At 61.4% G+C, this 23,480-nt stretch carries 24 protein-coding genes; 15 read left to right on the top strand and 9 right to left on the bottom strand.

What is annotated here, in order from left to right; genetic code table 11:
- Positions 1-3: 3 nt before the first annotated feature.
- The 5 genes from AAFO90_RS11820 to AAFO90_RS11800 form a co-directional block, all read right to left on the bottom strand.
- A complete protein-coding gene (locus AAFO90_RS11820) occupies positions 4-2,955 on the bottom strand; it encodes a 2-oxoglutarate dehydrogenase E1 component (RefSeq protein WP_347509544.1) in 2,952 nt (983 codons plus the stop codon).
- Positions 2,956-2,996: 41 nt separating this feature from the next.
- Positions 2,997-3,287, bottom strand: a complete 291-nt coding sequence (locus AAFO90_RS11815) for a hypothetical protein (RefSeq protein ID WP_347509543.1) — start codon at positions 3,285-3,287, stop codon at positions 2,997-2,999.
- Between the two features lie 288 nt (positions 3,288-3,575).
- Positions 3,576-4,463 (bottom strand): succinate--CoA ligase subunit alpha, encoded by an 888-nt coding sequence (sucD, locus tag AAFO90_RS11810; RefSeq protein WP_274866917.1) that lies wholly within the window; start codon positions 4,461-4,463, stop codon positions 3,576-3,578.
- Between the two features lie 540 nt (positions 4,464-5,003).
- Entirely contained in the window at positions 5,004-6,197 is a 1,194-nt protein-coding gene (gene sucC / locus AAFO90_RS11805) for an ADP-forming succinate--CoA ligase subunit beta (protein WP_065272510.1), read from the bottom strand.
- 371 nt (positions 6,198-6,568) lie between these two features.
- Positions 6,569-6,982: a DUF4345 domain-containing protein gene (locus AAFO90_RS11800; RefSeq protein WP_274837556.1), complete on the bottom strand. Its 414-nt coding sequence runs from the start codon at positions 6,980-6,982 to the stop codon at positions 6,569-6,571.
- 83 nt (positions 6,983-7,065) lie between these two features.
- On the opposite strand from AAFO90_RS11800, the gene AAFO90_RS11795 reads away from it, so the two are divergent.
- Positions 7,066-7,653 (top strand): TetR/AcrR family transcriptional regulator, encoded by a 588-nt coding sequence (locus tag AAFO90_RS11795; RefSeq protein WP_347509542.1) that lies wholly within the window; start codon positions 7,066-7,068, stop codon positions 7,651-7,653.
- A gap of 67 nt (positions 7,654-7,720) precedes the next feature.
- Here AAFO90_RS11795 and mdh read toward each other — a convergent pair whose 3' ends face one another.
- Entirely contained in the window at positions 7,721-8,683 is a 963-nt protein-coding gene (mdh, locus tag AAFO90_RS11790) for a malate dehydrogenase (protein ID WP_065272512.1), read from the bottom strand.
- A gap of 160 nt (positions 8,684-8,843) precedes the next feature.
- Here mdh and AAFO90_RS11785 point away from each other — a divergent pair, with 160 nt between their 5' ends.
- Entirely contained in the window at positions 8,844-9,599 is a 756-nt protein-coding gene (locus AAFO90_RS11785) for a sulfite exporter TauE/SafE family protein (RefSeq protein ID WP_274827835.1), read from the top strand.
- 42 nt (positions 9,600-9,641) lie between these two features.
- Here the strand turns inward: AAFO90_RS11785 and AAFO90_RS11780 are convergent, their stop codons facing one another.
- Entirely contained in the window at positions 9,642-9,956 is a 315-nt protein-coding gene (locus tag AAFO90_RS11780) for a hypothetical protein (protein ID WP_065272514.1), read from the bottom strand.
- Between the two features lie 412 nt (positions 9,957-10,368).
- Here AAFO90_RS11780 and AAFO90_RS11775 point away from each other — a divergent pair, with 412 nt between their 5' ends.
- From AAFO90_RS11775 to AAFO90_RS11715, 13 genes are all read left to right on the top strand, one after another.
- Positions 10,369-11,223, top strand: a complete 855-nt coding sequence (locus AAFO90_RS11775) for a CoA ester lyase (protein ID WP_347509541.1) — start codon at positions 10,369-10,371, stop codon at positions 11,221-11,223.
- A 36-nt stretch (positions 11,224-11,259) separates the two neighbouring features.
- Positions 11,260-11,808, top strand: a complete 549-nt coding sequence (locus AAFO90_RS11770; protein WP_347509540.1) for an NnrU family protein — start codon at positions 11,260-11,262, stop codon at positions 11,806-11,808.
- A 7-nt stretch (positions 11,809-11,815) separates the two neighbouring features.
- On the top strand, positions 11,816-12,019 hold the full coding sequence (locus AAFO90_RS11765; protein ID WP_065272517.1) for a DUF1737 domain-containing protein: 204 nt from the start codon (positions 11,816-11,818) through the stop codon (positions 12,017-12,019).
- Positions 12,019-13,065: a MaoC family dehydratase gene (locus AAFO90_RS11760; RefSeq protein WP_065272518.1), complete on the top strand. Its 1,047-nt coding sequence runs from the start codon at positions 12,019-12,021 to the stop codon at positions 13,063-13,065. Before AAFO90_RS11765 ends, AAFO90_RS11760 begins: the two co-directional genes overlap by 1 nt.
- 299 nt (positions 13,066-13,364) lie before the next feature.
- Complete coding sequence (sdhC, locus tag AAFO90_RS11755) at positions 13,365-13,748, top strand: succinate dehydrogenase, cytochrome b556 subunit (protein WP_065272519.1); 384 nt, start codon at positions 13,365-13,367, stop codon at positions 13,746-13,748.
- Positions 13,749-13,769: 21 nt separating this feature from the next.
- Positions 13,770-14,141 (top strand): succinate dehydrogenase, hydrophobic membrane anchor protein, encoded by a 372-nt coding sequence (gene sdhD, locus AAFO90_RS11750; RefSeq protein WP_065272520.1) that lies wholly within the window; start codon positions 13,770-13,772, stop codon positions 14,139-14,141.
- Between the two features lie 15 nt (positions 14,142-14,156).
- Entirely contained in the window at positions 14,157-15,962 is a 1,806-nt protein-coding gene (gene sdhA, locus AAFO90_RS11745) for a succinate dehydrogenase flavoprotein subunit (protein ID WP_347509539.1), read from the top strand.
- Positions 15,963-16,081: 119 nt separating this feature from the next.
- Complete coding sequence (locus AAFO90_RS11740) at positions 16,082-16,963, top strand: hypothetical protein (protein WP_347509538.1); 882 nt, start codon at positions 16,082-16,084, stop codon at positions 16,961-16,963.
- A 147-nt stretch (positions 16,964-17,110) separates the two neighbouring features.
- Entirely contained in the window at positions 17,111-17,890 is a 780-nt protein-coding gene (locus AAFO90_RS11735) for a succinate dehydrogenase iron-sulfur subunit (RefSeq protein WP_065272523.1), read from the top strand.
- A gap of 121 nt (positions 17,891-18,011) precedes the next feature.
- Positions 18,012-18,722 (top strand): divalent cation transporter, encoded by a 711-nt coding sequence (locus AAFO90_RS11730; protein ID WP_065272524.1) that lies wholly within the window; start codon positions 18,012-18,014, stop codon positions 18,720-18,722.
- Positions 18,723-18,909: 187 nt separating this feature from the next.
- On the top strand, positions 18,910-19,074 hold the full coding sequence (locus AAFO90_RS11725) for a hypothetical protein (protein WP_156767923.1): 165 nt from the start codon (positions 18,910-18,912) through the stop codon (positions 19,072-19,074).
- Between the two features lie 631 nt (positions 19,075-19,705).
- Positions 19,706-20,884 carry a type III PLP-dependent enzyme gene (locus AAFO90_RS11720; protein WP_347509537.1) on the top strand — a complete coding sequence of 393 codons (1,179 nt, stop codon included), beginning with the start codon at positions 19,706-19,708 and terminating at the stop codon, positions 20,882-20,884.
- A gap of 264 nt (positions 20,885-21,148) precedes the next feature.
- Positions 21,149-22,006 carry a DUF1989 domain-containing protein gene (locus AAFO90_RS11715; protein WP_347509535.1) on the top strand — a complete coding sequence of 286 codons (858 nt, stop codon included), beginning with the start codon at positions 21,149-21,151 and terminating at the stop codon, positions 22,004-22,006.
- Between the two features lie 174 nt (positions 22,007-22,180).
- Here the strand turns inward: AAFO90_RS11715 and deoD are convergent, their stop codons facing one another.
- Positions 22,181-22,885: a purine-nucleoside phosphorylase gene (deoD, locus tag AAFO90_RS11710; protein ID WP_274827610.1), complete on the bottom strand. Its 705-nt coding sequence runs from the start codon at positions 22,883-22,885 to the stop codon at positions 22,181-22,183.
- Between the two features lie 24 nt (positions 22,886-22,909).
- Positions 22,910-23,230 carry an H-NS histone family protein gene (locus AAFO90_RS11705; protein ID WP_065272529.1) on the bottom strand — a complete coding sequence of 107 codons (321 nt, stop codon included), beginning with the start codon at positions 23,228-23,230 and terminating at the stop codon, positions 22,910-22,912.
- Between the last annotated feature and the right edge of the window lie 250 nt (positions 23,231-23,480).

Genomic DNA, 23,480 nt, shown 5'->3' with positions numbered 1-23,480 from the left:
TCCTCAGATGCTCAGCGCTTCATTCACAAGCGCGGCTTGTTGGGCTTTGTGTTGGCTGGCCAGGCCCGTCGCGGGCGAAGCCGAGGTGGCGCGGCCGACGTATTTGGGCCGGGTGTGCTTGGAGCCGATGCGGGTCAGCACCCATTCGATATTGGGCTCGATAAAGGTCCAGGCGCCCTGGTTCTTGGGCTCTTCCTGGCACCAGACCACTTCGGCACCCTTGAACCGTTCCAGTTCCTTCACGAGGCTGATCGCCGGGAAGGGGTAATACTGTTCGATCCGCATCAGGTAGACGTCGTCGATGCCACGGGCGTCGCGCTCTTCCAAGAGGTCGTAATAGACCTTGCCCGAGCACAGCACGACGCGCTTGATCTTGTCATCGGCGGCCAATTTGGTTTCCGAATTGCCCTGCTGGGCGTCATCCCACAGCACCCGGTGGAAGCTGGAACCGGTGGTGAATTCCTCGGTCTTGCTGACCGCCAGCTTGTGGCGCAGCAGCGACTTCGGCGTCATCAGCACCAGCGGCTTGCGGAAGGTGCGGTGCAGCTGACGGCGCAGGATGTGGAAGTAGTTCGCCGGCGTGGTGCAGTTGGCAACGATCCAGTTGTCCTGGCCGCACATCTGCAGGAAGCGTTCCAGACGTGCCGAGGAGTGCTCGGGGCCCTGGCCTTCGAACCCATGCGGCAGCAGGCAGACAAGGCCGGACATCCGCAGCCATTTGCTTTCACCGGAGGAGATGAACTGGTCGAACATGATCTGGGCGCCGTTGGCGAAATCGCCGAACTGGGCTTCCCACAGGGTCAGCGCGTTGGGCTCGGCCAGCGAATAGCCGTATTCAAAGCCCAGAACCGCGTATTCCGATAGGGCGGAATCGATCACCTCGTATTGCGACTGGCCCGCCCGGATGTTGTTGACCGGGTAGTAGCGTTCTTCGGTGTCCTGGTTCACGATGCCGGAATGGCGCTGCGAGAAGGTGCCGCGGGTGGAGTCCTGCCCGGCCAGACGCACCGGGTAGCCTTCGGTCAGGAGCGAGCCAAAGGCCAGTGCCTCGCCGGTAGCCCAGTCGATGCCTGCGCCGTTTTCGAACATCTTGGCGCGTGCATCAAGGAAGCGGCCGATGGTCTTGTGCACCGGGAAGCCCTCGGGCAGGCGGGTCAGGGCGCCGGAGACCTCTTTGAAGGTCTCTTCGCTGATCCAGGTCTGGCCGCGCTGATAATCGTCCTTCTGCTTGTCGAGATGCGACCAGCGGCCATCCAGCCAGTCAGCCTTGTTGGGTTTGAAGTCCTTACCGGCCTCAAACTCCTCGTTCAGCTTGGCCTGGAAGGCGGCCTTCATGTCCTCGATTTCGCCCTCGGGGATCAGACCGTCCCGGACCAGACGCTCGGTATAGAGGCTGAGCGTGGTCTTATGGCTCTTGATGTTCTTGTACATCAGCGGGTTGGTGAACATGGGCTCGTCGCCCTCGTTGTGACCGAACCGGCGGTAGCAGAACATGTCGATGACCACGTCTTTGCCGAACTTCTGACGGAACTCGGTCGCGACCTTGGCGGCGTGCACCACGGCTTCGGGATCGTCGCCGTTGACGTGGAAGATCGGCGCCTCGACCACCAGCGCGTTGTCGGTGGGGTAGGGCGAGGAGCGCGAGAAATGCGGCGCGGTGGTGAAACCGATCTGGTTGTTCACCACGATGTGGATGGTGCCGCCGGTCTTGTGTCCGCGCAGGCCCGACAGGGCGAAACATTCCGCCACGACGCCCTGACCGGCAAAGGCCGCATCGCCGTGCAGCAGGATCGGCAGAACCTTGGTGCGGGTGGCGTCACTCTTCTGGTCCTGCTTGGCGCGGACCTTGCCCAGAACCACCGGGTTCACCGCCTCAAGGTGCGAGGGGTTGGCGGTCAGGGACAGGTGAACGGTGTTGTTGTCGAACTCGCGGTCCGAGGAGGCGCCGAGGTGATATTTCACGTCGCCCGAGCCATCCACGTCTTCGGGCTTGAAGCTGCCGCCCTGGAATTCGTTGAAGATGGCGCGATAGGGCTTCTGCATCACGTTGGCCAGAACCGACAGGCGGCCACGGTGCGGCATGCCGATGACGATTTCCTCGATGCCGAGGTTGCCGCCACGCTTGATGATCTGCTCCATCGCCGGGATCAGGCTCTCGCCGCCATCCAGGCCAAAGCGCTTGGTGCCCATGTATTTGACGTGCAGGAACTTCTCGAAACCTTCGGCCTCGACCATCTTGTTGAGGATCGCCTTGCGGCCCTCGCGGGTGAACTGGATTTCCTTGCCGAAGCCCTCGATCCGCTCTTTCAGCCAGGAGGACTGCTCGGGATCCGAGATATGCATGTATTGCAGCGCAAAGGTGCCGCAATAGGTGCGCTTCACGATGTCGATGATCTGCCGCATCGAGGCGACCTGAAGCCCCAGCACGTTGTCGATGAAGATCGGCCGGTCCATGTCCGCATCGGTGAAGCCATAGGTCTTGGGGTCCAGCTCCGGGTGCGGGGTCTGGCCGCGCATGCCCAGCGGGTCCAGGTCGGCGGCCAGATGGCCCCGGATCCGGTAGGCGCGGATCAGCATAAGGGCGCGGATCGAATCCAGCACCGCGCGTTGGATCTGTTCGTCCGAGACTTCAACCCCGGCCTTGGCGGCCTTTTCTGCGATCTTCTTGCCTGCGGCCTTGGCCTCCACCGGAGCGGGCCATTCGCCGGTCAGCGCACCGGTCAGATCGTCATTGGGCGCGGGCGGCCAGTCGCTGCGGGCCCAGGACGGGCCTGCGGCCTCGGCTTTCACGTCAAGCTCGGCATCGCCCATCTGGCGGAAGAACTCGGCCCAGGCGGCATCTACCGCACTCGGGTCATTGGCATACTGGGCATAAAGCTGCTCCAGATATTCCGCATTGTGTCCTTGCATGAACGAGGACGCATGGAAAATGTCATTTGGGCTTTGGTCGGTCATCTATAACTCCCGAAGAGTCGGTATGCGGTTGTGGGGTCAGATCAGGGTTCGCACTGGAACGTGACTTGTTCCTTGGTCGGGTCAAGCGCCGGTTCCGGGCCGGAGGTAATTGTTATGGAACTGGCGCCTTTGCAGATTTCGTTTGCGAGGCGGGCTTTGATGTTCTCGATGGGGGTGCCGGGTTCGAAATTCAGAACACCCTGCATCGGGGCGGTGATGGCCGCAGCGGAGGTTGCGGTCAGCACGGAAAGACACAGCGCGCCTGCAGTGGTGTGCAGCCGCGTGCGGAATGAGGACGCAGGGAAGACATCATCTGGGTTGTGTTCAGTCATTTGGGCGCCTCTTGCAGGGTGGAACCGTGTGCGACTTGGCCTGTGGTCATTCGGAGCAGACTGGCCGACCCGGGTTTCCGAAAGGTGAAGCCGCAACGGGACGCTGCTGCAAAAGACGCCGGGATGGCCTCTTCAGCAACAGGGTCCGGGTGAATGTGATTTGTCAAAACTGAAGACACCGCCCGGCGGCAACGCCGGGCAGCGCCCAACCCACTCCATGGGAGGGCGCTTTCGCACCCCCCCAGGGTCGGGCGCTGCCCGTGGCTGATATGGTCAGCCGCAGACACGTCAGCCCAGCTCGATCGCTTTCAGCACCGCTTCGCCCAGGCCCGCGGGGCTGTCGGCGACCACGATACCGGCCGATTTCATGGCTTCGATCTTGTCTTCGGCGCCGCCCTTGCCGCCGGCGACAATCGCGCCCGCGTGGCCCATGCGGCGGCCCGGAGGGGCGGTACGGCCGGCGATGAAGCCAGCGGTCGGCTTCCAGCGGCCCTTTTTCTTCTGCTCGGCGAGGAAGGCTGCGGCTTCCTCTTCGGCGGAGCCGCCGATTTCACCGATCATGATGATCGACTGGGTCTCGTCGTCATCGAGGAACATGTCCAGCACGTCGATATGCTCGGTGCCCTTGATGGGGTCACCGCCGATGCCAACCGCAGAGGACTGGCCGAGGCCGATATCAGAAGTCTGTTTCACGGCTTCGTAAGTTAGGGTGCCGGAACGGCTCACAACACCCACGCTCCCGCGTTTGTGAATGTGACCGGGCATGATGCCGATCTTGCAGGCGTCGGGCGTGATGACACCGGGGCAGTTCGGGCCGATGAGGCGCGATTTGGAGCCTTCCAGCGCGCGCTGCACCTTCATCATGTCCAGAACCGGGATGCCTTCGGTGATGCAGACGATCAGTTCCATCTCGGCGTCGATCGCCTCGAGGATGGAGTCCGCTGCGAAGGGGGGCGGCACGTAGATGACGGATGCATTTGCTTCGGTCACGTGCTTGGCCTCGTGGACCGAGTTGAAGACCGGCAGGTCAAGGTGGGTCTGACCACCTTTGCCGGGGGTCACGCCGCCGACCATCTTGGTGCCATAGGCGATGGCCTGTTCAGAGTGAAAGGTGCCCTGCGAGCCGGTGAAGCCCTGACAGATGACCTTGGTGTTTTCGTCGATGAGGACTGCCATTTTTAGGAGTCTCCTTGATTATTCAGATACGTAACGCATCGTAATGTTGTAGAAAGATGGACCGTTAGGCGAACCGCTGGACACTACACCGCCTAACTCAACCGTCGCGTCCGTCTTGCCGTAGCTTCGAAGGACTGGGAACCGATCCAACCCCTCGATACTTGGGTAGCGCACGTCAGCGAGCTTTTCCGGCCTCTTGTCGAAAGTTGCAAACGTGACCGAGCAAGAAAAGCCTGGCTTACTACTTTGAGTGAAGGCGCCGGTTTGTTGGCGTTGTGTGAAAGTGCCGGTTTTTATGCCCATGAGGAGGTTGGGTGAACGCTTCCGACCATAGTCATCTGTTGTCCAGTCCTGTGGAACCTTGGCAGATGCCGTCGAAAAATCAGGCAACGACCCACCGCAGACCTTTTCGAAGAACTCGAAGGCGGCTTCGGTGCTAATGGGCTCTCTAGGCAAACGAGTGCCAGAGGGAGTGCTCGTCGTTTGGCACGCCCCCAGTACAATTGCCATTGGCCAGGTTAGAAGCAATCCACGCACGTTTCAGCCCTTAACCGCTTTCACGATCTTCTCGGCGCCGTCGGACAGGTTGTCTGCCGCGATCACATCGAGGCCGGAGGTGTTGATGATCTCCTTGCCTGCTTCGACGTTGGTGCCTTCCAGACGCACGACCAGCGGAACCTTGAGGCCGACTTCCTTCACCGCGGCGACAACGCCCTCGGCGATGACGTCGCAGCGCATGATGCCGCCGAAGATGTTGACCAGGATGCCTTTGACGTTGGGGTCAGAGGTGATGATCTTGAACGCCTCGGTCACTTTCTCCTTGGTGGCGCCGCCGCCCACGTCGAGGAAGTTGGCAGGCTCAGCGCCGTAGAGTTTGATGATGTCCATGGTGGCCATCGCCAGACCCGCGCCGTTCACCATGCAGCCGATCTCACCGTCCAGCGCGATGTAGTTCAGGTCATACTTGGAGGCTTCGAGTTCTTTGGGGTCTTCTTCGGTCTCGTCGCGCAGGGCGGCCACATCGGGGTGGCGGTAAACGGCGTTGCCGTCAAAGCCCAGCTTGGCGTCAAGCACCTTCAGATCGCCGCCATCGGTCACGATCAGCGGGTTGATCTCCAGCATCTCCATGTCTTTTTCGACGAAGGCTTTGTAGAGCTGACCCATCAGCTGCACGCACTGCTTGACCTGCGCGCCCTTGAGACCGAGCGAGAAGGCGATGCGGCGGCCGTGGAACGGCTGGTAACCGGTGGCCGGATCGACGGAGAAGGAGAGGATTTTTTCCGGGGTCTCTGCCGCGACTTCCTCGATGTCCATGCCGCCTTCGGTGGAGCAGACAAAGGAGATGCGCGAGGTCTGGCGGTCCACCAGCAGCGCCAGGTACAGTTCGGTCTCGATGCCAGAGCCGGCTTCGATGTAGATGCGGTTGACCTGCTTGCCCGCCGGGCCGGTCTGGTGGGTCACAAGGGTGCGTCCCAGCATCTTCTTGGCTTCTTCGGCGGCTTCTTCGACCGACTTGGTCAGGCGCACACCGCCTTTTTCACCGGCGTCGGCTTCCTTGAAGGAACCCTTGCCGCGACCACCTGCGTGGATCTGCGCTTTGACAACCCAGAGCGGGCCGTCCAGCTCGCCGGCTGCGGTTTTTGCTTCATCGGCTTTCAGCACCACGCGCCCGTCGGACACCGGAGCGCCGTAGCTGCGGAGAAGGGCCTTGGCCTGATATTCGTGGATGTTCATAGAAAACTGTCCCGTCTGGCTAAATTGGTCGTCACTATAACGCCGTCATAGAGCAAAGGTTTAAAGGGTTTTCTGACGGCAGTCCGAGAAATGATGAAGTTTTTTCGCATTTGTGATCACACGTTTGAGGGCTGTGATCACAAATTTGACGGCGCGGCGCTTGATTCGTCTGGCGCTGAAAATTTATTCAAAATACCGAATGTCGTCACCCTCGCACGGGCAGCTCCGGCAAAGCCTGTCGCCATGATCCCCTCCGGATCAACGCATCGGTCAGATCGTCAGCGCAATCCCGGACAGCAAAACGGGTCTCATCCACCTAATAAATTATGATGGGATGAGACCCGCAAGACCCGGTTCTGGAGGTGGGTGGGTTAGTGCGCCGCCATCGGTTGGGCCGTGTCGACAGATCGCCCGCGCCGCAGCAGGATCAGCGCGCCAAGGACAAACGCCCATTCGGTCACAGTCACGATGATCAGTGCGGCATCTGGGGTGCCGTCAAATCCGATGCTGACGATGCGGCCCAGCCCGTAGCCTGCATAGATCAGCAGGGACAGCAGCAGGGCAGGTTGCATATCCCGTCCGCGCAGCGCCGCGCCCAGCACGAAAAGGCCGGAAATCAGTACCACCACCCCGCCTGCGCGCAGGTCCGATCGGATCATGGTGCTATCCGGCAGGATCTGGGCTGAGCTGGCATAAAGCGCTTCGGGCGCAAAGCTGAGCATCACCCCGACGAAGAGCAGGACTGCAGCGGACAGAAACAGATAGGGTTTCACGAATTTCGACATGAGAATGCCTCCTTTGACACGGTGTAAGATTTGTGATCTTGTGACGCATAATCTTACATCGTGTCAAGCTGGAATCTTACATCGTGTCAAATAAGCGCGTGCAAACCCGCAATCTACTCCTTGAAACCGTCCTATCGTTGCTTCTGGCCCCCGGGGGATCGCCCCTGCGGATGGTGGATGTGGCCAAGGCTGCCGGGGTGACCCGGCAAACGGTCTATGCCCATTTTTCTAATCGTTCGGAGATGCTGATCTCGGCGATCCTGCATTTCGGCGATCAGCTCGATATAGAGGCGCGGCTGGCGCCCAGCCGCACGGCGCCGGACGGGCGCAGCCGCCTAGAGGCCTACACTCGGGCGATGCTGGAGTTCTTTCCGGAGATCTACCCACTGAAACAGTCGTTGATGCGGATGGGCGCGAGTGATGAAGAGGCGAAATCCGCTTGGCAGGACAGGATCCGTGCCATGAAGGAAGGCTGCGCCGAGGCGGTGAAGGCGCTGAAATCCGATGGCGACCTGCTGGATCATCTGAGCGAAGAACAGGCGACGGATCTCTACTTCACCCTGCTCAGCATGGATGGATGGGCGCATTGCGTGCTGGAAAACGGCTGGTCCGATGTGGGCTACCTGGCCGAGATGCAGCGGGTGATCACCCTGGCGCTGGTCAAGCAGTGAGCCGCTGATCCGCAACGAAAAAGGGCCCGGAAAACCGGACCCTTTTCCAAATCGCTTGATGCTGGTCTTAGGCCAGCGAGGCGTCGATGCCTTTGCAGGCGTCGACCAGACCTTTGACTGCGTTGACCGAGTTGTCGAACATGGCTTGCTCGTCTTTGGTCATCTTGATGTCGATGACGCGCTCGACGCCGCCGGCGCCGATCACGGTGGGCACGCCCACGTACATGCCGTTAAGGCCCAGGGCACCGTCCACATAGGCGGCGCAGGGCAGAACGCGCTTCTGGTCTTTCAGGTAGGCTTCGGCCATTTCGATTGCCGAGGTCGCCGGTGCGTAGAAGGCGGAGCCAGTTTTCAGCAGGCCAACGATTTCGGCGCCGCCATCACGGGTACGCTGCACGATGGCGTCCATCTTCTCTTGCGTGGTCCAGCCCATCTGCACCAGGTCGGGCAGCGGGATACCGGCAACGGTGGAGTAGCGGGTCAGCGGAACCATGGTGTCGCCGTGGCCGCCCAGAACAAAGGCGGTGACGTCTTTCATGGATACCTTGAATTCTTCGGCCAGGAAGTGGCGGAAGCGGGCGGAGTCCAGCACGCCGGCCATGCCGCAGACTTTCTCGTGGGGCAGGCCCGAGAATTCGCGCAGAGCCCAGACCATCGCGTCCAGCGGGTTGGTGATGCAGATCACGAATGCGTCGGGCGCGTTGTCGCGGATGCCTTCGCCAACGGATTTCATGACTTTCAGGTTGATACCCAGCAGGTCATCGCGGCTCATGCCCGGCTTGCGCGGCACGCCGGCGGTGACGATGCAGACGTCTGCGCCCGCGATATCGGCATAGCTCTGGGTGCCCTTCAGCGAGGCGTCAAAGCCTTCGGAGGGACCGGATTCTGCGATATCCAGCGCTTTGCCTTCCGGGGTGCCTTCGGCAATATCGAAAAGAACGACGTCGCCGAGTTCTTTCAGAGCTGCGAGATGGGCAAGGGTGCCACCGATCTGACCTGCGCCGATAAGGGCGATTTTGGGTCGTGCCATGGGGATGTCTCTCCGGTCCGGTTGAATTTGCAGCGATGCCTAAGCCCTAACGCGCCGCCACGCAAGCCTTCTGCGCTGCGGCGTGGGCTTTACGCGGCTTGCGGGCCTGCCGATGGGCGGGCTAAATGATTTTGAAATAAAGGAGTTCTGCTGCGTGCCGATGGTGGATGTCAGCCCGATGTTTTTCGCCGTTGCGGTGCCTGCCGTGGTCTTTGCCGGGGTGTCCAAGGGCGGCTTTGGCTCGGGCGCGGCCTTTGCCGGAGCTTCGATTCTTGCGCTGATTGTCGAGCCGGGTCAGGCGCTTGCGCTGATGCTGCCGCTGTTGATGCTGATCGATGTGGCGTCTCTCAGACCCTATTGGCGGCGCTGGAATGGGCGCGATGGTCTGTTGCTGATCGCGGGCGGGTTGCCGGGGGTGGCGCTGGGGGCCTGGCTGTTCTCCGCAATCGAGGCCGATACCATGCGGCTGTTGATTGGGGGGCTGTCGATTGCCTTTGTGATCTGGCAATTGCGCGGCCGCATCGGGCTGGCCATGCGGGCGCAGCGCGATCTGCCGGGCTGGAGCGGGGTCCTGGCCGGGGGCGTTGCGGGCTTCACCAGCTTCGTCAGCCACGCGGGCGGGCCGCCCGCCGCGGTCTATCTGCTGAGCCGCCGCCCAACGAAAACCGAATATCAGGCAACCACGGTGCTGGTCTTCTGGGTGCTGAACATCGCCAAGGCCGTACCCTATGCCGGGCTGGGCCTGTTCAGCGCCGAGACGCTGAAACTGGATCTGATGCTGGCGCCCTTTGCCCTATTCGGGACATGGGCGGGGGTGCGGCTGCACCACAGCATTCCCGAACGGGTATTCTTTGCCTTGGCCTATGTCCTGCTGACGGTGACGGGCGTCAAACTGATCTGGGACGGGCTGACCTGAGGGCTACGCCCTGCGCATCACGGCCCGTGTCAGCAGGCCGTATCAGGCGTCGTTGTCTGCGTTGGGCAGGGCTTCGGCCAGCGCCTCGTAGGATTGGCCCGAGGCCATCAGGCAAGTCATGCCATTGGGCATCGTCACGGTGATGGTCCAGGTGCCGGATTCGGTCGAGGCAAAGGTCTCCATCACCACGCCCTGACCGCCAATGCCGATGCTTTGGCGGCTTTCGCCGTATTTCTCGGCCAGTCGTCCGACGACGACCTCGCGCGGGGCGCAGTTGCGGCCCTGGGCGAAGGATTGCGTTGCGGTCAGCACCAGGATGGCCAGACCTGCGGTTGTTTTGAACATCGTCTTCTTCATGGGTTTTACCCTTTCCCGAACGGCCTGACAGGGAAAGAGAAAGCAACCTGCGCTCTTCCGAAGTCCCATGTGTGGGCCGGTGTGTGAGTGACGTAATCGTTATGCGGGCCTTTGGCCCAGGGGAGTGCTGCGGACCGCCGGGTCAGCAGGTTCAATGCAGGCCATTCCGGCCCCGTGCGGGCGGATCACAGTCGGACTGAAATGGGCTGGCCGTGATCACCTGCGCGATAGGTAAACTGTGCCAAGAAGGTGCTGATAACAGGTTAACCCTGTGCGCGCCCACGATTCGGTTGGAAATTCAAGGACTTTGTTGCGCGGATTTTGTGCTTTCTGCACTGCGGCAGGATTTTTCTTGAAAGTATCTGGCCGAATCTGTACCGGTTTGCGCAACAAAATAACTTGGAGAGATCAGATGGACCCGCGCACCCGCCCTTATCGTTCGGTTCTGTATATCCCCGGCTCAAAGCCGCGCGCGCTGGACAAGGCTCGCAACCTGCCGGTTGATGCGGTGATCTTTGACCTCGAGGACGCGGTTTCGGTCGAGGAAAAGGAAAACGCCCGCGACACACTGGCTGCCGCGCTGGCCGAAGGGGGGTATGGCGCCCGGGTGCGGATCGTGCGGATCAACGGGCTGGACACCCAGTGGGGCCGCGCCGATGCCGAGGCGGCGGCAAAGATGGATTGCGATGCGATCCTGCTGCCGAAGGTTTCCTCGCCGGCTGATCTGGACGCGCTGGCCGAAATCACCGGTGACAAGCCGCTCTGGGCAATGATGGAAACCCCGCGCGGCATGCTGAATGCGGCGGAGATCGCAGCGCATCCCAAATTGCAGGGCATGGTGATGGGCACCAACGATCTGGCCAAGGAGTTGCAGACCCGGTTCCGCGCCGACCGCCTGCCGATGATGGCCGGGCTGGGCCTGTGCCTGCTCGCGGCCAAGGCCGAAGGTAAGATCATCGTCGATGGCGTCTACAATGCCTTCAAGGATGATGAGGGGCTGAAAGTTGAATGCGATCAGGGCCGCGACATGGGCTTTGACGGCAAGACGCTGATCCACCCCGCGCAGGTTGATGTGACCAACACCGCCTTTGCCCCGTCTGAGGCCGAGATTGATCTGGCCCGCCGCCAGATTGCCGCCTTTGAAGAGGTCGAAGCCTCGGGGCAGGGCGTGGCCGTGGTTGATGGCAAGATCGTCGAGAACCTGCACGTTGCGACAGCGCGGGAGATTCTTGCAAAAGCGGATGCAATCGCAGCCATTTCGGCCTAGGTGTGAATCAGTTTAACACCTAAATCGGAGACTGATATGGCACTTCTGGTCCTGGGCATCCTGCTTTGGTGGGGCGGGCATATGTTCAAACGCCTCGCCCCCGACGCGCGCGCCTCCCTTGGCGATAAAGGCAAGGGGATCACCGCATTGGCCATCGTGGCGGGCATTGTCCTGATGGTCATCGGCTATCGCGCTACAGATTTCATCTACGTCTGGGCGCCGCCGTCCTTCATGGTGCATATCAATAACCTGCTGGTGCTGATCGCCATCTATATGATGTCTCCGGCCCCGAAAAAGGGCGCCCTGCTGTCCGGTATGCGGCATCCGATGCTGACGGGTTTCGCGCTTTGGGCGATTGCGCACCTTCTGGTCAATGGCGATCTCGCCTCGATCGTGCTGTTTGGCGGTATGCTGCTTTATGTGCCGGTGCAGATGATGCTGATCAACCGTGCAGAGCCGCAATGGACGCCCGGCCCCAAGGGCAGCATCGCCAAGGATGGCATGTTCTTTGTCGCCTCGATCGTGCTGCTCGCGGTGATCGGCTATATTCACAGCCTGATCGGCCCCTCACCATTTCCGGGATAACTGAGCCATGAAACTTTACCGCTTTCTGAGCGAAGACGACACTTCTGCCTTTTGTCACAAGGTGACCGATGCGCTGAACAAGGGATGGGAGCTGTATGGCAGTCCCACCCAGACCTTTGACCCGGTCAAGGGCATCATGCGTTGCGGCCAATCCGTGGTGAAAGAGGTGGAGGGCACATACACACCTGACACAAAACTAGGAGAGCACTGATGGCCAAGACCACAGCTGCGAAAACCAATCCGGGGCGCTTTTTCGAAGACTACAAAGTGGGGGATGTGATCGCCCACGCGGTGCCGCGCACCGTTTCGGGGGGCGAACGGGCGCTGTATCACGCGCTCTATCCGGCGCGTCATGCGCTCTATTCCTCGGATGAATTTGCGCGCGGCTGTGGTCTGCCTGCAGCGCCGCTGGATGATCTGGCGGCCTTCCACATTGTATTCGGCAAGACGGTACCGGATATCTCGCTCAATGCCGTGGCGAACCTGGGCTATGCCGAGGGCCGCTGGCTCTTGCCGGTCTATGAGGGCGACACGCTGCGCTCGGAATCCGAGGTGATCGGGGTCAAGCAGAACTCCAACGGCAAATCGGGCGTGGTCTACGTGCGGACCCGCGGGCTGAACCAGAACGACGATGTCGTGATGGAATACGTGCGCTGGGTGATGGTGCGTAAGAAGGACCTTGATGCGCCCGCGCCCGAAACTGTGATCCCCGAGCTGAGCAAAGTGATCCCGGCCTCGGATCTGAAGATCCCTGGCGGGCTTGATTTCAGCGACTACGATTTCACCTTGGCGGGTGAGGCGCATCGCTGGGGCGACTACGAGGTGGGCGAGACCATCGACCACGTCGATGGTGTGACGGTAGAAGAGGCCGAGCATATGCTGGCCACCCGTCTGTGGCAGAACACCGCCAAGGTGCATTTCGACGCCACCGCGCGGCCCGATGGTACTCGGCTGATCTATGGCGGTCACGTGATCTCCATGGCGCGGGCGCTGTCCTTCAACGGGTTGGCCAATGCGCAGATGATCGTCGGGCTCAACGGCGGTGCGCATGCGAACCCCTGCCTGTCCGGCACCACCATCCGCGCTTGGTCCGAGGTACTGGACAAGGCCGATACCGAAGCCCCCGGCGTCGGTGCCATCCGCCTGCGCCTGGTCGCCACCAGCGGCGGCGCCCCCTTCGCGCTGAAGGGCGAAGACGGCAAATACCTGCCCGAGGTCCTGCTGGATCTCGACTACTGGGCGCTGATGCCCAAGTAAGCTCAAAAGGCACGCCCCCGCTTGCGACCCGGCTGTTGCCCGGGACGGTGCGGGGGCACTACACTTCTGACATCGAAATACGGATATATCGTCGGCCAGGCGGAGCAGAAGCGCCGCAGCCGTGATTCTGCGCAATTTTTGGGAAACCAAGATTTGTGATCACTTATCTGACCCGCGTGATCACAAAATCCGGCTTTTCTGCGATGCAGTACAAATATGACCCGATTTTTACCACTCGTTTGCGTGACAGCGCGCAAAAATCCGCTAAAACGTGAGCAGCTAACCGGAAAGGAGCCAACATGGCCGATGTAAATCGGGGCAATCGCCCGCTTTCGCCGCATCTGTCGATTTACCGCCCGCAGATCACCTCTGTCACCTCGATCCTCACGCGGATCACAGGCAACGCCCTGATCGTGACCGCATTGCTGGTTGTCTGGTGGTTCCTCGCTGCGGCGACCTCTGCTGAATATTTCGCAATCGCCAACGGAGTGCTGACCAGCTGGTTCGGCGATCTGGTCCTCAGCCTGTCGGTCCTGGGCATGTGGTATCACCTGCTGGCCGGTGTGCGTCACCTGCTCTGGGACAACGGCAAGATGATGGATCTGGAACCCGCGCAGAAACTGGGCTGGGTTGTCGTCATCGGGTCGGTCGTCCTGACCGCCATCACCCTGATCATCGTCTGACGCCAAGGGAGAGAGAAAGCTATGCGATATCTTACAGACCGCAAGCGCGCCATTGGCATGGGCGCCGCGAAATCCGGAACCGAGCATCATTGGTCGATGCAGGTCAGCTCGGTCGCGCTGCTGATCCTGGTGCCGCTGTTCATCTTCACCTTCGGCTGCGCGCTGGGCGGATCCTACGAAGAGATCACCGCCTATTACGCGCGTCCTTTCCCGGCGATCATCGCCGCGCTGACCATCTGGGTCGGCATGATGCACTTTAAATCGGGTGCGCAGATCATGCTTGAGGATTACGTCCACGGCTTCAAGGGCCGCTTGGCGATCATCCTGATGACCTGCCTGTCCTACGCCGTCGCCGTGACCGGGGTTTACGCCCTCGTCCGTCTGGCCCTTTAATCCCCGAGGTTCCCAATGGCTGCTTACGAATACGAAACACATGACTATGACGTGGTCGTGGTGGGTGCCGGCGGCGCCGGTCTGCGCGCGACCCTCGGCATGGCCGAACAGGGTCTGCGCACGGCCTGTGTGACCAAGGTTTTCCCGACCCGCTCCCACACGGTTGCGGCGCAGGGCGGTATCGCCGCCTCCCTGTCGAACATGGGCCCGGACCACTGGCAGTGGCACATGTATGACACCGTCAAAGGCTCGGACTGGCTGGGTGACACCGACGCGATGGAATACCTCGCCCGTGAAGCGCCCAAGGCGGTTTACGAGCTGGAACACTATGGCGTGCCGTTTTCGCGTACCGAAGAAGGCAAGATCTACCAGCGTCCGTTCGGTGGCCACACCACCGAATTCGGTGAAGGCCCCGCCGTGCAGCGGACCTGTGCCGCGGCTGACCGGACCGGTCACGCCATCCTGCACACGCTTTATGGTCAGAGCCTCAAGAACAACGCTGAGTTCTACATCGAGTATTTCGCCATCGACCTGATCATGTCCGAAGACGGGCAGTGCCAGGGCGTTGTCTGCTGGAAACTCGACGACGGCACCATGCATGTCTTCAACGCCAAGATGGTCGTTCTGGCCACTGGTGGTTATGGCCGCGCCTATTTCAGCGCCACCTCGGCCCACACCTGCACCGGCGATGGTGGCGGCATGGTGGCCCGTGCGGGTCTGCCGCTGCAGGACATGGAATTCGTGCAGTTCCACCCGACCGGCATTTACGGTTCCGGCTGCCTGATCACCGAAGGCGCGCGCGGCGAAGGTGGCTATCTCACCAACTCCGAAGGCGAACGGTTCATGGAGCGTTACGCGCCCCAGTACAAGGACCTTGCCCCGCGCGACTATGTCTCCCGCTCCATGACCATGGAGATCCGCGAAGGCCGCGGTGTGGGCGAAAATGGTGATCACATTCACCTGAACCTGTCGCACCTGCCGCCCGAGGCCTTGGCCGAACGTCTGCCGGGCATCTCGGAAAGCGCCAAGATCTTTGCCGGTGTCGATGTCACCAAGGAGCCGATCCCGGTTCTGCCGACTGTGCACTACAATATGGGCGGCATTCCGACCAACTACTGGGGCGAAGTTCTGAACCCCACCGCCGAAGACCCCACCGCCGTGGTGCCGGGCCTGATGGCCGTGGGCGAAGCGGGCTGTGCGTCGGTGCACGGTGCTAACCGTCTGGGATCGAACTCGCTGATCGACCTCGTCGTGTTCGGCCGCGCCGCTGCGATCCGCGCCGGCAAGGTGGTCGACGCAGACGCGCCGAACCCGGTGCTGAACCAGTCCCAGATCGACAAGGCCTTTGATCGCTTCGACGGGCTGCGCAACGCGAGTGGCGGCATCCCGACCGCGGATCTGCGTCTGGAAATGCAGCGCACCATGCAATCGGATGCGGCCGTGTTCCGTACCTCGGAAACCATGGCCGAAGGCGTCGAGAAGATGACTGCCATCGCTGCGAAACTGGGCGACCTCAAGGTTACCGACCGCTCGCTGGTCTGGAACTCTGACCTGATGGAAACGCTGGAGCTGACCAACCTGATGCCGAACGCGCTGGCCACCATTGTTGGCGCAGAGGCCCGCAAGGAAAGCCGCGGCGCCCACGCGCATGAGGATTTCACCACCCGTGACGACGAAAACTGGCGCGTCCACTCGGTTGCCCGCGTCGAAGGCAACTCGGTCGACCTCAGCTATCGTCCGGTGGTCGTGGATCCGCTCAGCACCGAAGCCGAGGGCGGCATCAGCCTCAAGCGGATCGCGCCCAAAGCGCGGACCTTCTGAGGCAGAACACCCATGCCTCTGGTCGCATATCCCTTGCTTCATGCAGCGCGTCCCCTTCCGGGGGGGCGCCTGCCTGCATGCGGGGCTATGCGGGCCTGTGACAGTGCGGGGGGCATCTGATGGCCTCTGTCGCATCGCAACCGGTCTCTGCATGGCAGCAACTGGGGATCATTCCGGGCGTTGCCCTGCGCCTGTTCGGCATGCGCCGCTCGGGCAACCACGCCATCGTGGGGTGGATGCAACGCAATGCGCCGGGCGGACGGTCGGTGTTCCTTAACAATTGCAAGCCGGGCAGCGATCCGTTCCGGTCCTTTCGCGGGATCGAAGTGGATGGTGCCCACGCGCCCCAGCACAAGGCGCTGCGTGACATGGCTTCGGTTGCAGGTACGGCAGGCAATGGTGCTCTTCTGGTGATGTCCTACGAGGATACCTCTCCGGCTGAATTCACCGGCGAGCGGCAGGTCTCTGGTCCCTTTGATGAGGGGCTCTTGACCCGCAACGTGGTGATCTATCGCAGTTTCCTAAACTGGTCCGCCTCGCTTTTGAAAAAGATGCAGGGCAATTCCGGGTACAGCCTGGTGCGGCGCAACGCGATCCTGCTGCGCGCCATGGACACCTATACCCGGCTGCTGGGACTGGTCGAACAGGCCCGCGATCTGGCGATCAGCTGCATCTCTTATGATCGCTGGTGCGGTGACGCGGCCTATCGCGCCGCGTTGCTGGGTGAGTTGGGTCTTGAGGCGCGCGACAATACCCTTGGCACGGTGCAGCGCTATGGCGGTGGCTCCTCTTTCCAGAAAGAGGCGCAGAGCGCCGAAGACCTGCAAACCGATCAACGCTGGCGCCAGATGGCCGGGGATGCGGAATATCAGGCGGTGCTGCACCTTGCGGCGCGCGATACCGCGCTCACCGACCGGCTGTCGCGCCTGTTCCCCGCAGATGCTGCCGTGCTGTCCGGCATCGCGGCCAAGGCGCCAATGGCAAACGGAGGGCTGGCATGATGGCCCCCGCAGATAACAACGCTGACGCCCTTTTGGGCGCAACACTCGCTTTCCGGCAGGGTCGCCCCGCGCCGGTTCATCCGATCTCCTGTCTGCAGGCACCGCTTTGGTCCCTGACGATGGGCGGCTAAGCAAGGAGACAGATCTATGGTCGAATTCGCACTTCCGAAAAACTCCAAGATCACCACGGGTAAGACGTGGCCCAAGCCTGAAGGCGCAACCAATGTCCGCAAGTTCCAGATCTATCGCTGGAACCCGGATGACGGCAAGAACCCGCAGGTCGACACCTATTTCCTGGACATGGACAAATGCGGTCCCATGGTTCTGGACGCGCTGATCAAGATCAAGAACGAGATCGATCCGACGCTGACCTTCCGCCGCTCCTGCCGCGAAGGCATCTGTGGCTCCTGCGCGATGAACATCGACGGGATCAACACGCTGGCCTGTATCTATGGCCTTGATGAGGTGAAGGGCGATGTGAAGATCTACCCGCTGCCGCATATGCCGGTGGTGAAGGATCTTATTCCCGATCTCACCCATTTCTACGCCCAGCATGCCTCGATCATGCCCTGGCTGGAAACCAAGACCAACCGCCCCGCCAAGGAGTGGAAACAGTCCATCGAGGACCGCAAGAAGCTGGACGGTCTTTATGAATGCGTGATGTGCGCCAGCTGCTCGACCTCCTGCCCGAGCTACTGGTGGAACGGTGATCGCTACCTCGGCCCGGCCGCGCTGCTGCACGCCTACCGCTGGATCATCGACAGCCGCGATGAAGCCACTGGCGAGCGTCTGGATCAGCTGGAAGATCCGTTCAAGCTTTATCGCTGCCACAGCATCATGAACTGCGCCAAGACCTGCCCGAAGGGCCTGAACCCGGCCAAGGCGATTGCTCATATCAAGCAGATGATGGTCGAACGCGCCGTCTGATCCCAAAAACGGTTTTGAAATCTGATCCGCCGCGACGAGTCCCTCGTCGCGGCGGTTTCTTTTGGGCTGGGGGCGCCGCTCCTCCTTGCCGCGCTTTGCCAAACCTGTCTAAGTCACCGGCATGGATCCTTTCATCTCTGCCCTTGTTCTGGCTGGTTTTGCCGGCTTGGCGCTGCCGATTGGTGGTGTGCTGGCGTGGATCGAGAACATCCGCGATGCAGAGCTTCACAAAGCGGTGCTGTCCTGGGTTACCTCCTTTGGCGGTGGCGCCCTGCTGAGCGCGGTAGCGCTGGTGCTTATCCCCGAGGGAACAAGAATGCTGACGCCGATGGAAGCCCTGTTCTGGCTGGGGGCAGGCGGGCTCGCGTTCTACTGGATCGACAAGGGCATGTCCCGGGGGCAGGGCAGCCTGGCGCTGCTGTTTGCCATGCTGCTGGATTTCCTGCCTGAGGCGCTGGCCCTTGGCGCCATGTTGAGTGCGGAGGACGGCACCGCGCTGTTGCTGGCGCTGATGATCTTTTTGCAGAACGTGCCCGAAGGCTTTGCCGCATTCCGCGATATCTGGCGTTGCGACAGTCCTGCCTGGCACGTGCTGCTGCTGTTTGTCGGCCTGGCAGCCCTTGGCCCGCTTTGTGCCGCAGTGGGGCTGATCTGGCTGGAACAGCAGTCGCATATCCTGGACGTGATCATGGTCTTTGCCTCGGGCGGGATCCTGTATCTGCTGTTTCAGGACATTGCTCCGAAAGTGCATGAGGCGGGCAGTTCGGCGCCGTCTCTGGGGGCCGTGGCAGGCTTTGCGCTTGGGCTGGCCGGGCATCTGCTGATCGGATGATGTGCGGGCTGTTCAGCCATGGCCCGTTTGTGGGGCGGCAGAGTTGCCGCCGCGCCAGGTCTTCTTGGATCAAAGGTTTGTCATTTCTGCATGGCGACTTTGCTCAAAAGCGACCTGCTCACGCCTGCGTTCCTTGCATATGTTCTGGCCAAGGGAGGAAGCAGCCTGAACACAAGGACATGTTTCCATGGAAAATACCGTCGCACAGACCGCCAAACTCATCGAAGACAAAGCCGCCGCAGCGCTCAAGGATCTGGAGCAGGCATGGGCCTATTTCACCCCCGCTGCCCTGCCGCAGCCGCGTGAAGAGCAGCCGGTTGCCGCCTACGCACCTTACTACGAGGCAGCCTGACCCGGGCACCTTGGCTGAGGCCGGATTGATAGGCTTGCAGGAGGGCGCTAGACAGCGCGTATGCCCATTCTTCTGCTGATCCTTCTCGCCGGTGTCTTTGCTTATTTCATTTGGCGCCATAACACGTCTTCGCTGACCCGCAACTGCCGCTGGCGCGCCGAGCGCAGCAAGGGCCAGTGGCGCTGCACCTTTTGCGGAGCGGTGCAGCCGGGCGATGCGGCGCCGCGCCAATGCCTAAACCCCGCAAGACAGAGTGGGGCAGGGCGCTGATCGGGGCGCCGGGGGATCTCCCGCGCACGATACGGCAGCCAGAGGCTGCCTTTCGCCCTTGGGCGTAGCGCCGCGCGATGCGCGGCGCGGGACACGCGGCAGATGGCGTATTTCTGACGCGAGGGTTGCACCTCTGGGGTAGGGCCGGGCGTTGCCGATTCAGTGCAGCTTTCGGGGCGCTGAAAAAATCCGCAGCCTCGTGCAGAAAACCACTTGAACGACTCAAAGGTTTGCCCGATATGCGCGCTTAAGACGCCAACGCACGCGCCTCTGTCGAAAGGGTTCAGATCCCTAGGGTTACGTAGCGACGGTAACGTCTCTGATGGAACTGAGCGGTCATATATGGCCGGGTCTTTTGGAGATGACCATGAATGTAAATGTGACCGGACCGGATGTCCGCGACGACGCGCACCCTGTCCCCCGCCACCTCACCTACATTGCCAACACCTGTTTTGAGCGCCCGACGCTGGTCATCGACAGTGAGGCAGTGGCGCGTCAGTATATGGGGCTTGCCCGTGGTCTGGGCCGTGCCCGCATCCACTATGCTGTGAAGGCCAACCCGGCGCCTGACATCCTGCGCCGGCTGTGCGCGCTGGGCTCGAACTTTGATGCCGCCAGCCGCGCCGAGATCGAGATGTGCCTGGCCGCCGGTGCCGCGCCGCATCAGATCACCTTTGGCAACACCATCAAACGCCCGGCTGACATCGCCTTTGCCCATGGCATTGGCATCCGCCATTTCGCGGTCGACGCGGTGGAGGAACTGGAGAAACTGGCCGAACATGCCCCCGGCGCCCATGTCTGTGTGCGTCTTCTGGTGGATGCGACCGGCGCGGACTGGCCGCTCAGCCGCAAGTTCGGCTGCACCCCGGATATGGCGCTGGCGCTGATGGATCGTGCGCGCACGCTGGGCCTCGTGGCCGATGGTCTGTCCTTCCATGTCGGCTCGCAGACACGTGACCCGATGATGTGGGGGGCGACGCTCGATCAGGTCCACGTTGTCTGGCAGGCCGCAAAAGATGCAGGCCATTCCATGCGCCTTCTGAACATCGGTGGCGGTTTTCCGGCGTCTTACGTCAATACTGTGATGGGGCCGAGTAATTATGCCAGCGCGGTGATGGCGCAGGTTGATGCACGTTTCCCCGATGCGTCCGAGGTGATGGCCGAGCCGGGCCGCGGTCTGGTGGCCGAGGCAGGCGCCATTGTGGCCGAGGTGCTGCTGGTGTCGCGCAAACACGACAGCGACCTGCACCGCTGGGTTTATCTGGATATCGGAAAGTTCTCGGGGCTGGCGGAAACCATGGATGAGGCGATCCGCTATCGCATCACCTCTGACCGCGATCATGAGAGCACTGGGCCTTGCGTTCTGGCGGGGCCCTCCTGCGACAGCGCGGATGTGCTTTATGAAAAGCAGCCCTACCAGCTGCCGCTTGGCCTCAAGGCAGGGGATCGCGTGGTGATCCATGCTTGTGGTGCCTATACCTCGACCTATGCCTCGGTCGGGTTCAATGGCTTCCCGCCGCTGGATGTGGTGGTGATCTGACCCCGGCGCGGGCCATGATCAGGGAAATTTGAAGGTCGCAAGGGCGTTCGGGGCTTGTACCCGGACGCCTTTGGTTTTTTGAATGCAGAGAACGACAACCGGACACCGCGCCCATCGTCGCAGATCGACCGCTTGTTCGGCCATAGGCCGGACAGCCCCCGCCCGCCCCCAAGGCGGGGGCTTTGCCCCCACCACGGGCGAGGCCTGTCCTGCGCGCAATGGAAGAGGACACACGGTACCCAGACACGAGGAGCCCTTGCGACCATGACCCATACCCATCATCCCGCCCCGGCAGACGCCGAGGCCCGCAAGGCCGTCAAACCGGTCATCTGCTATCCCAATGAAACACTGCCGGTGCCGGATCTACCGCTCTACCGGGCAGCGCGCGAGGGCGCGGAGAAGACCGGCGAGGTGCTGGTTCCGGCCCGCGATGCCGCTTGTTTCGAAGTGCCCGCCGGGCATTTCTTCCGCATCTCCTCGGTCGAGGGGCCGCAGGTGGGGGATCTCAACCTGTGGAACCGCAATGACCTGTCCGAGCGTTTCTATTCCGGCAAGAGCCGCGCCCTGCATGGCGCCCACCTGACCAGCGGGGAGCGCATGTGGACCGGTTTCCCGTATCTGCGCCCAATGGCCACCATCACCGAGGATACGCTGGAGTGGTACGGCATGGATGCCTATGGCGGATCGGTGCACGATGTGATCGGCACCCGCTGTGATCCCTATACCGGCAATCTGCTGGCGGGCAGCCAGTACCACCATTGTTGCCACTCCAACCTGACCCGGGCGCTGGCCGATCATCTGGGCGTGAGCCTTGTGGAGGCCGAACCACATGTGCATGACGTGCTGAACGTTTTCATGTGCACTGGCTTTACCCGCGACACCGGGCAGTATTTCATGAAGGCCAGCCCGGTGCGCCCCGGCGATTACCTGGAGTTTTTTGCGGAGATAGACCTGCTGGGGGCGCTCAGCGCCTGCCCCGGCGGGGATTGCTCCTCCGAGCATTCCAGCGATACCGCCGCATGCCATCCGCTGCTGGTAGAGGTCTTTGCCCCCGCTGCGGGCGCGTTGGAGGGATGGAGCAGCCCGCCGGTGAATGGCTACGACCGCAGTCACGGCCGCTAAAGCGGGCTCTCCCGCGTCTCTTTGCAGCCCCCTGCCGGGGGCCGCAAAAGCCTTGGGCCCGGCAGCGCGCGTGCCGCGCGCTGCGCCATCGCCTGACGCAAGCACATGAAAAAAGGCAGCGGAGGCGATCCGCTGCCTTTCTTATGTTCCGTAGAGGTCGTGGCCGCGCCAGTCTCAGGCGAAGGCGGCTTCCAGCGCGATTTCCACCATATCGCCAAAGCTGCGCTCGCGCTGATCCGACGGCAGCGCTTCGCCGGTTTGCAGATGGTCCGACACTGTCAGAACCGCGAGCGCCCGGCAGCCATAGCGCGCCGCAAGAGTGTAGAGCTCGGCGGCTTCCATCTCGACGCCCAGAATGCCGTGGCGCACCATCTGTTCATTGAGGTCCGGCCGTTCGTCATAGAAGGTATCCGAAGAATAAATCCCGCCCACGTGGGTGGTGACATCACGTGCCTCGGCGGCCCGCGCAGCGGCCTGCAGCAGCGACCAGTCAGCGCAAGGGGCGAAATTGACCTCTTTGAAGATCGTGTCCGAGGGGGATCCAGCAGTGGTGGCCGTCATCGCGAGGATGACATCTCTCAGTCCAACCGTTTTCTGCATGCCACCACAGGAGCCGATACGGATCAGGGTTTTGGCGCCAAAATCCCGGATCAGCTCATTTGCGTAAATGGAAAGCGATGGCATTCCCATGCCGCTCCCCTGAATTGTCACCGGATTGCCGTTCCAGCTGCCGGTAAATCCCAGCATGCCCCGGACGTCATTTACCAGACGGGCGTCCTGTAAAAAGGTTTCTGCCGCCCATTTCGCGCGATAAGGATCGCCGGGCATCAGAACCGTTTCGGCAATCTCGCCATTTTTGGCGCCAATATGGATTGTCACTGCGTTTCTCCAGTCCGGTCAGGATCAGATTTCCAGATCCGAGATATCCATTCCGGCGGTCAGGGCAGCATGCACCCAGTGCGGTTTACGGCCACGGCCGCTCCAGGTTTCTTCGGGATTGTTCGGATTGCGGTATTTGGCGGCCGCTTTTTGTTTTTTACCGCCGCCACGCTGGTTGCCACCGGTAATCTCTTCCAGAGCAAAACCGTATTTGGCAGCAGCGGCTTCGGCGGCTTTCAGGGCTTCCTGACGTTCGCGGATTTCTGCCGATTTAATTGCCGCATCAATTTGAGATTTCAGCTCAACAAGTTCGCTGCGCGACATGGAAGAAAGATCAATGCTCATTGTGATACTCCGGATCGTTAGGGCCACACCCGATTTTTCGTGCGGCCCTATATGACGATATTGACCCGGAAATATTAGCGGAATTTTCCCCATTTTGGGAAAAAAATCGTGATCAACCCATTAAGCCCACATTCCCCAAGTAGATCGCTGATTTCGCTGTCTTGACCGTTGTATTTCACATATAAATCATAGTGTTGGCGGCTGATAGGGGCGTGTTTCATGGGTCACCCAGAGGGTGTAGGCTTGCAGC

The organism is Phaeobacter sp. CAU 1743 (assembly GCF_039839315.1).
GTDB classification, from domain to species: domain Bacteria; phylum Pseudomonadota; class Alphaproteobacteria; order Rhodobacterales; family Rhodobacteraceae; genus Phycobacter; species Phycobacter gallaeciensis_A.
Note: the sequence above shows the minus strand (reverse complement) of the source record. Positions and strands in the feature narration are given on the sequence as shown.

Bases quoted from the DNA above. Each gene is read 5' to 3' on its own strand.
- AAFO90_RS11820 (WP_347509544.1), bottom strand. From the start codon at position 2,955: ATGACCGACCAAAGCCCAAATGACATTTTCCATGCGTCCTCGTTCATG.
- AAFO90_RS11815 (WP_347509543.1), bottom strand. From the start codon at position 3,287: ATGACTGAACACAACCCAGATGATGTCTTCCCTGCGTCCTCATTCCGC.
- sucD (WP_274866917.1), bottom strand. From the start codon at position 4,463: ATGGCAGTCCTCATCGACGAAAACACCAAGGTCATCTGTCAGGGCTTC.
- sucC (WP_065272510.1), bottom strand. From the start codon at position 6,197: ATGAACATCCACGAATATCAGGCCAAGGCCCTTCTCCGCAGCTACGGC.
- AAFO90_RS11800 (WP_274837556.1), bottom strand. From the start codon at position 6,982: ATGTCGAAATTCGTGAAACCCTATCTGTTTCTGTCCGCTGCAGTCCTG.
- mdh (WP_065272512.1), bottom strand. From the start codon at position 8,683: ATGGCACGACCCAAAATCGCCCTTATCGGCGCAGGTCAGATCGGTGGC.
- AAFO90_RS11785 (WP_274827835.1), top strand. From the start codon at position 8,844: ATGGTGGATGTCAGCCCGATGTTTTTCGCCGTTGCGGTGCCTGCCGTG.
- AAFO90_RS11780 (WP_065272514.1), bottom strand. From the start codon at position 9,956: ATGAAGAAGACGATGTTCAAAACAACCGCAGGTCTGGCCATCCTGGTG.
- AAFO90_RS11775 (WP_347509541.1), top strand. From the start codon at position 10,369: ATGGACCCGCGCACCCGCCCTTATCGTTCGGTTCTGTATATCCCCGGC.
- AAFO90_RS11770 (WP_347509540.1), top strand. From the start codon at position 11,260: ATGGCACTTCTGGTCCTGGGCATCCTGCTTTGGTGGGGCGGGCATATG.
- AAFO90_RS11765 (WP_065272517.1), top strand. From the start codon at position 11,816: ATGAAACTTTACCGCTTTCTGAGCGAAGACGACACTTCTGCCTTTTGT.
- AAFO90_RS11760 (WP_065272518.1), top strand. From the start codon at position 12,019: ATGGCCAAGACCACAGCTGCGAAAACCAATCCGGGGCGCTTTTTCGAA.
- sdhC (WP_065272519.1), top strand. From the start codon at position 13,365: ATGGCCGATGTAAATCGGGGCAATCGCCCGCTTTCGCCGCATCTGTCG.
- sdhD (WP_065272520.1), top strand. From the start codon at position 13,770: ATGCGATATCTTACAGACCGCAAGCGCGCCATTGGCATGGGCGCCGCG.
- sdhA (WP_347509539.1), top strand. From the start codon at position 14,157: ATGGCTGCTTACGAATACGAAACACATGACTATGACGTGGTCGTGGTG.
- AAFO90_RS11740 (WP_347509538.1), top strand. From the start codon at position 16,082: ATGGCCTCTGTCGCATCGCAACCGGTCTCTGCATGGCAGCAACTGGGG.
- AAFO90_RS11735 (WP_065272523.1), top strand. From the start codon at position 17,111: ATGGTCGAATTCGCACTTCCGAAAAACTCCAAGATCACCACGGGTAAG.
- AAFO90_RS11730 (WP_065272524.1), top strand. From the start codon at position 18,012: ATGGATCCTTTCATCTCTGCCCTTGTTCTGGCTGGTTTTGCCGGCTTG.
- AAFO90_RS11725 (WP_156767923.1), top strand. From the start codon at position 18,910: ATGGAAAATACCGTCGCACAGACCGCCAAACTCATCGAAGACAAAGCC.
- AAFO90_RS11720 (WP_347509537.1), top strand. From the start codon at position 19,706: ATGACCATGAATGTAAATGTGACCGGACCGGATGTCCGCGACGACGCG.
- AAFO90_RS11715 (WP_347509535.1), top strand. From the start codon at position 21,149: ATGACCCATACCCATCATCCCGCCCCGGCAGACGCCGAGGCCCGCAAG.
- AAFO90_RS11705 (WP_065272529.1), bottom strand. From the start codon at position 23,230: ATGAGCATTGATCTTTCTTCCATGTCGCGCAGCGAACTTGTTGAGCTG.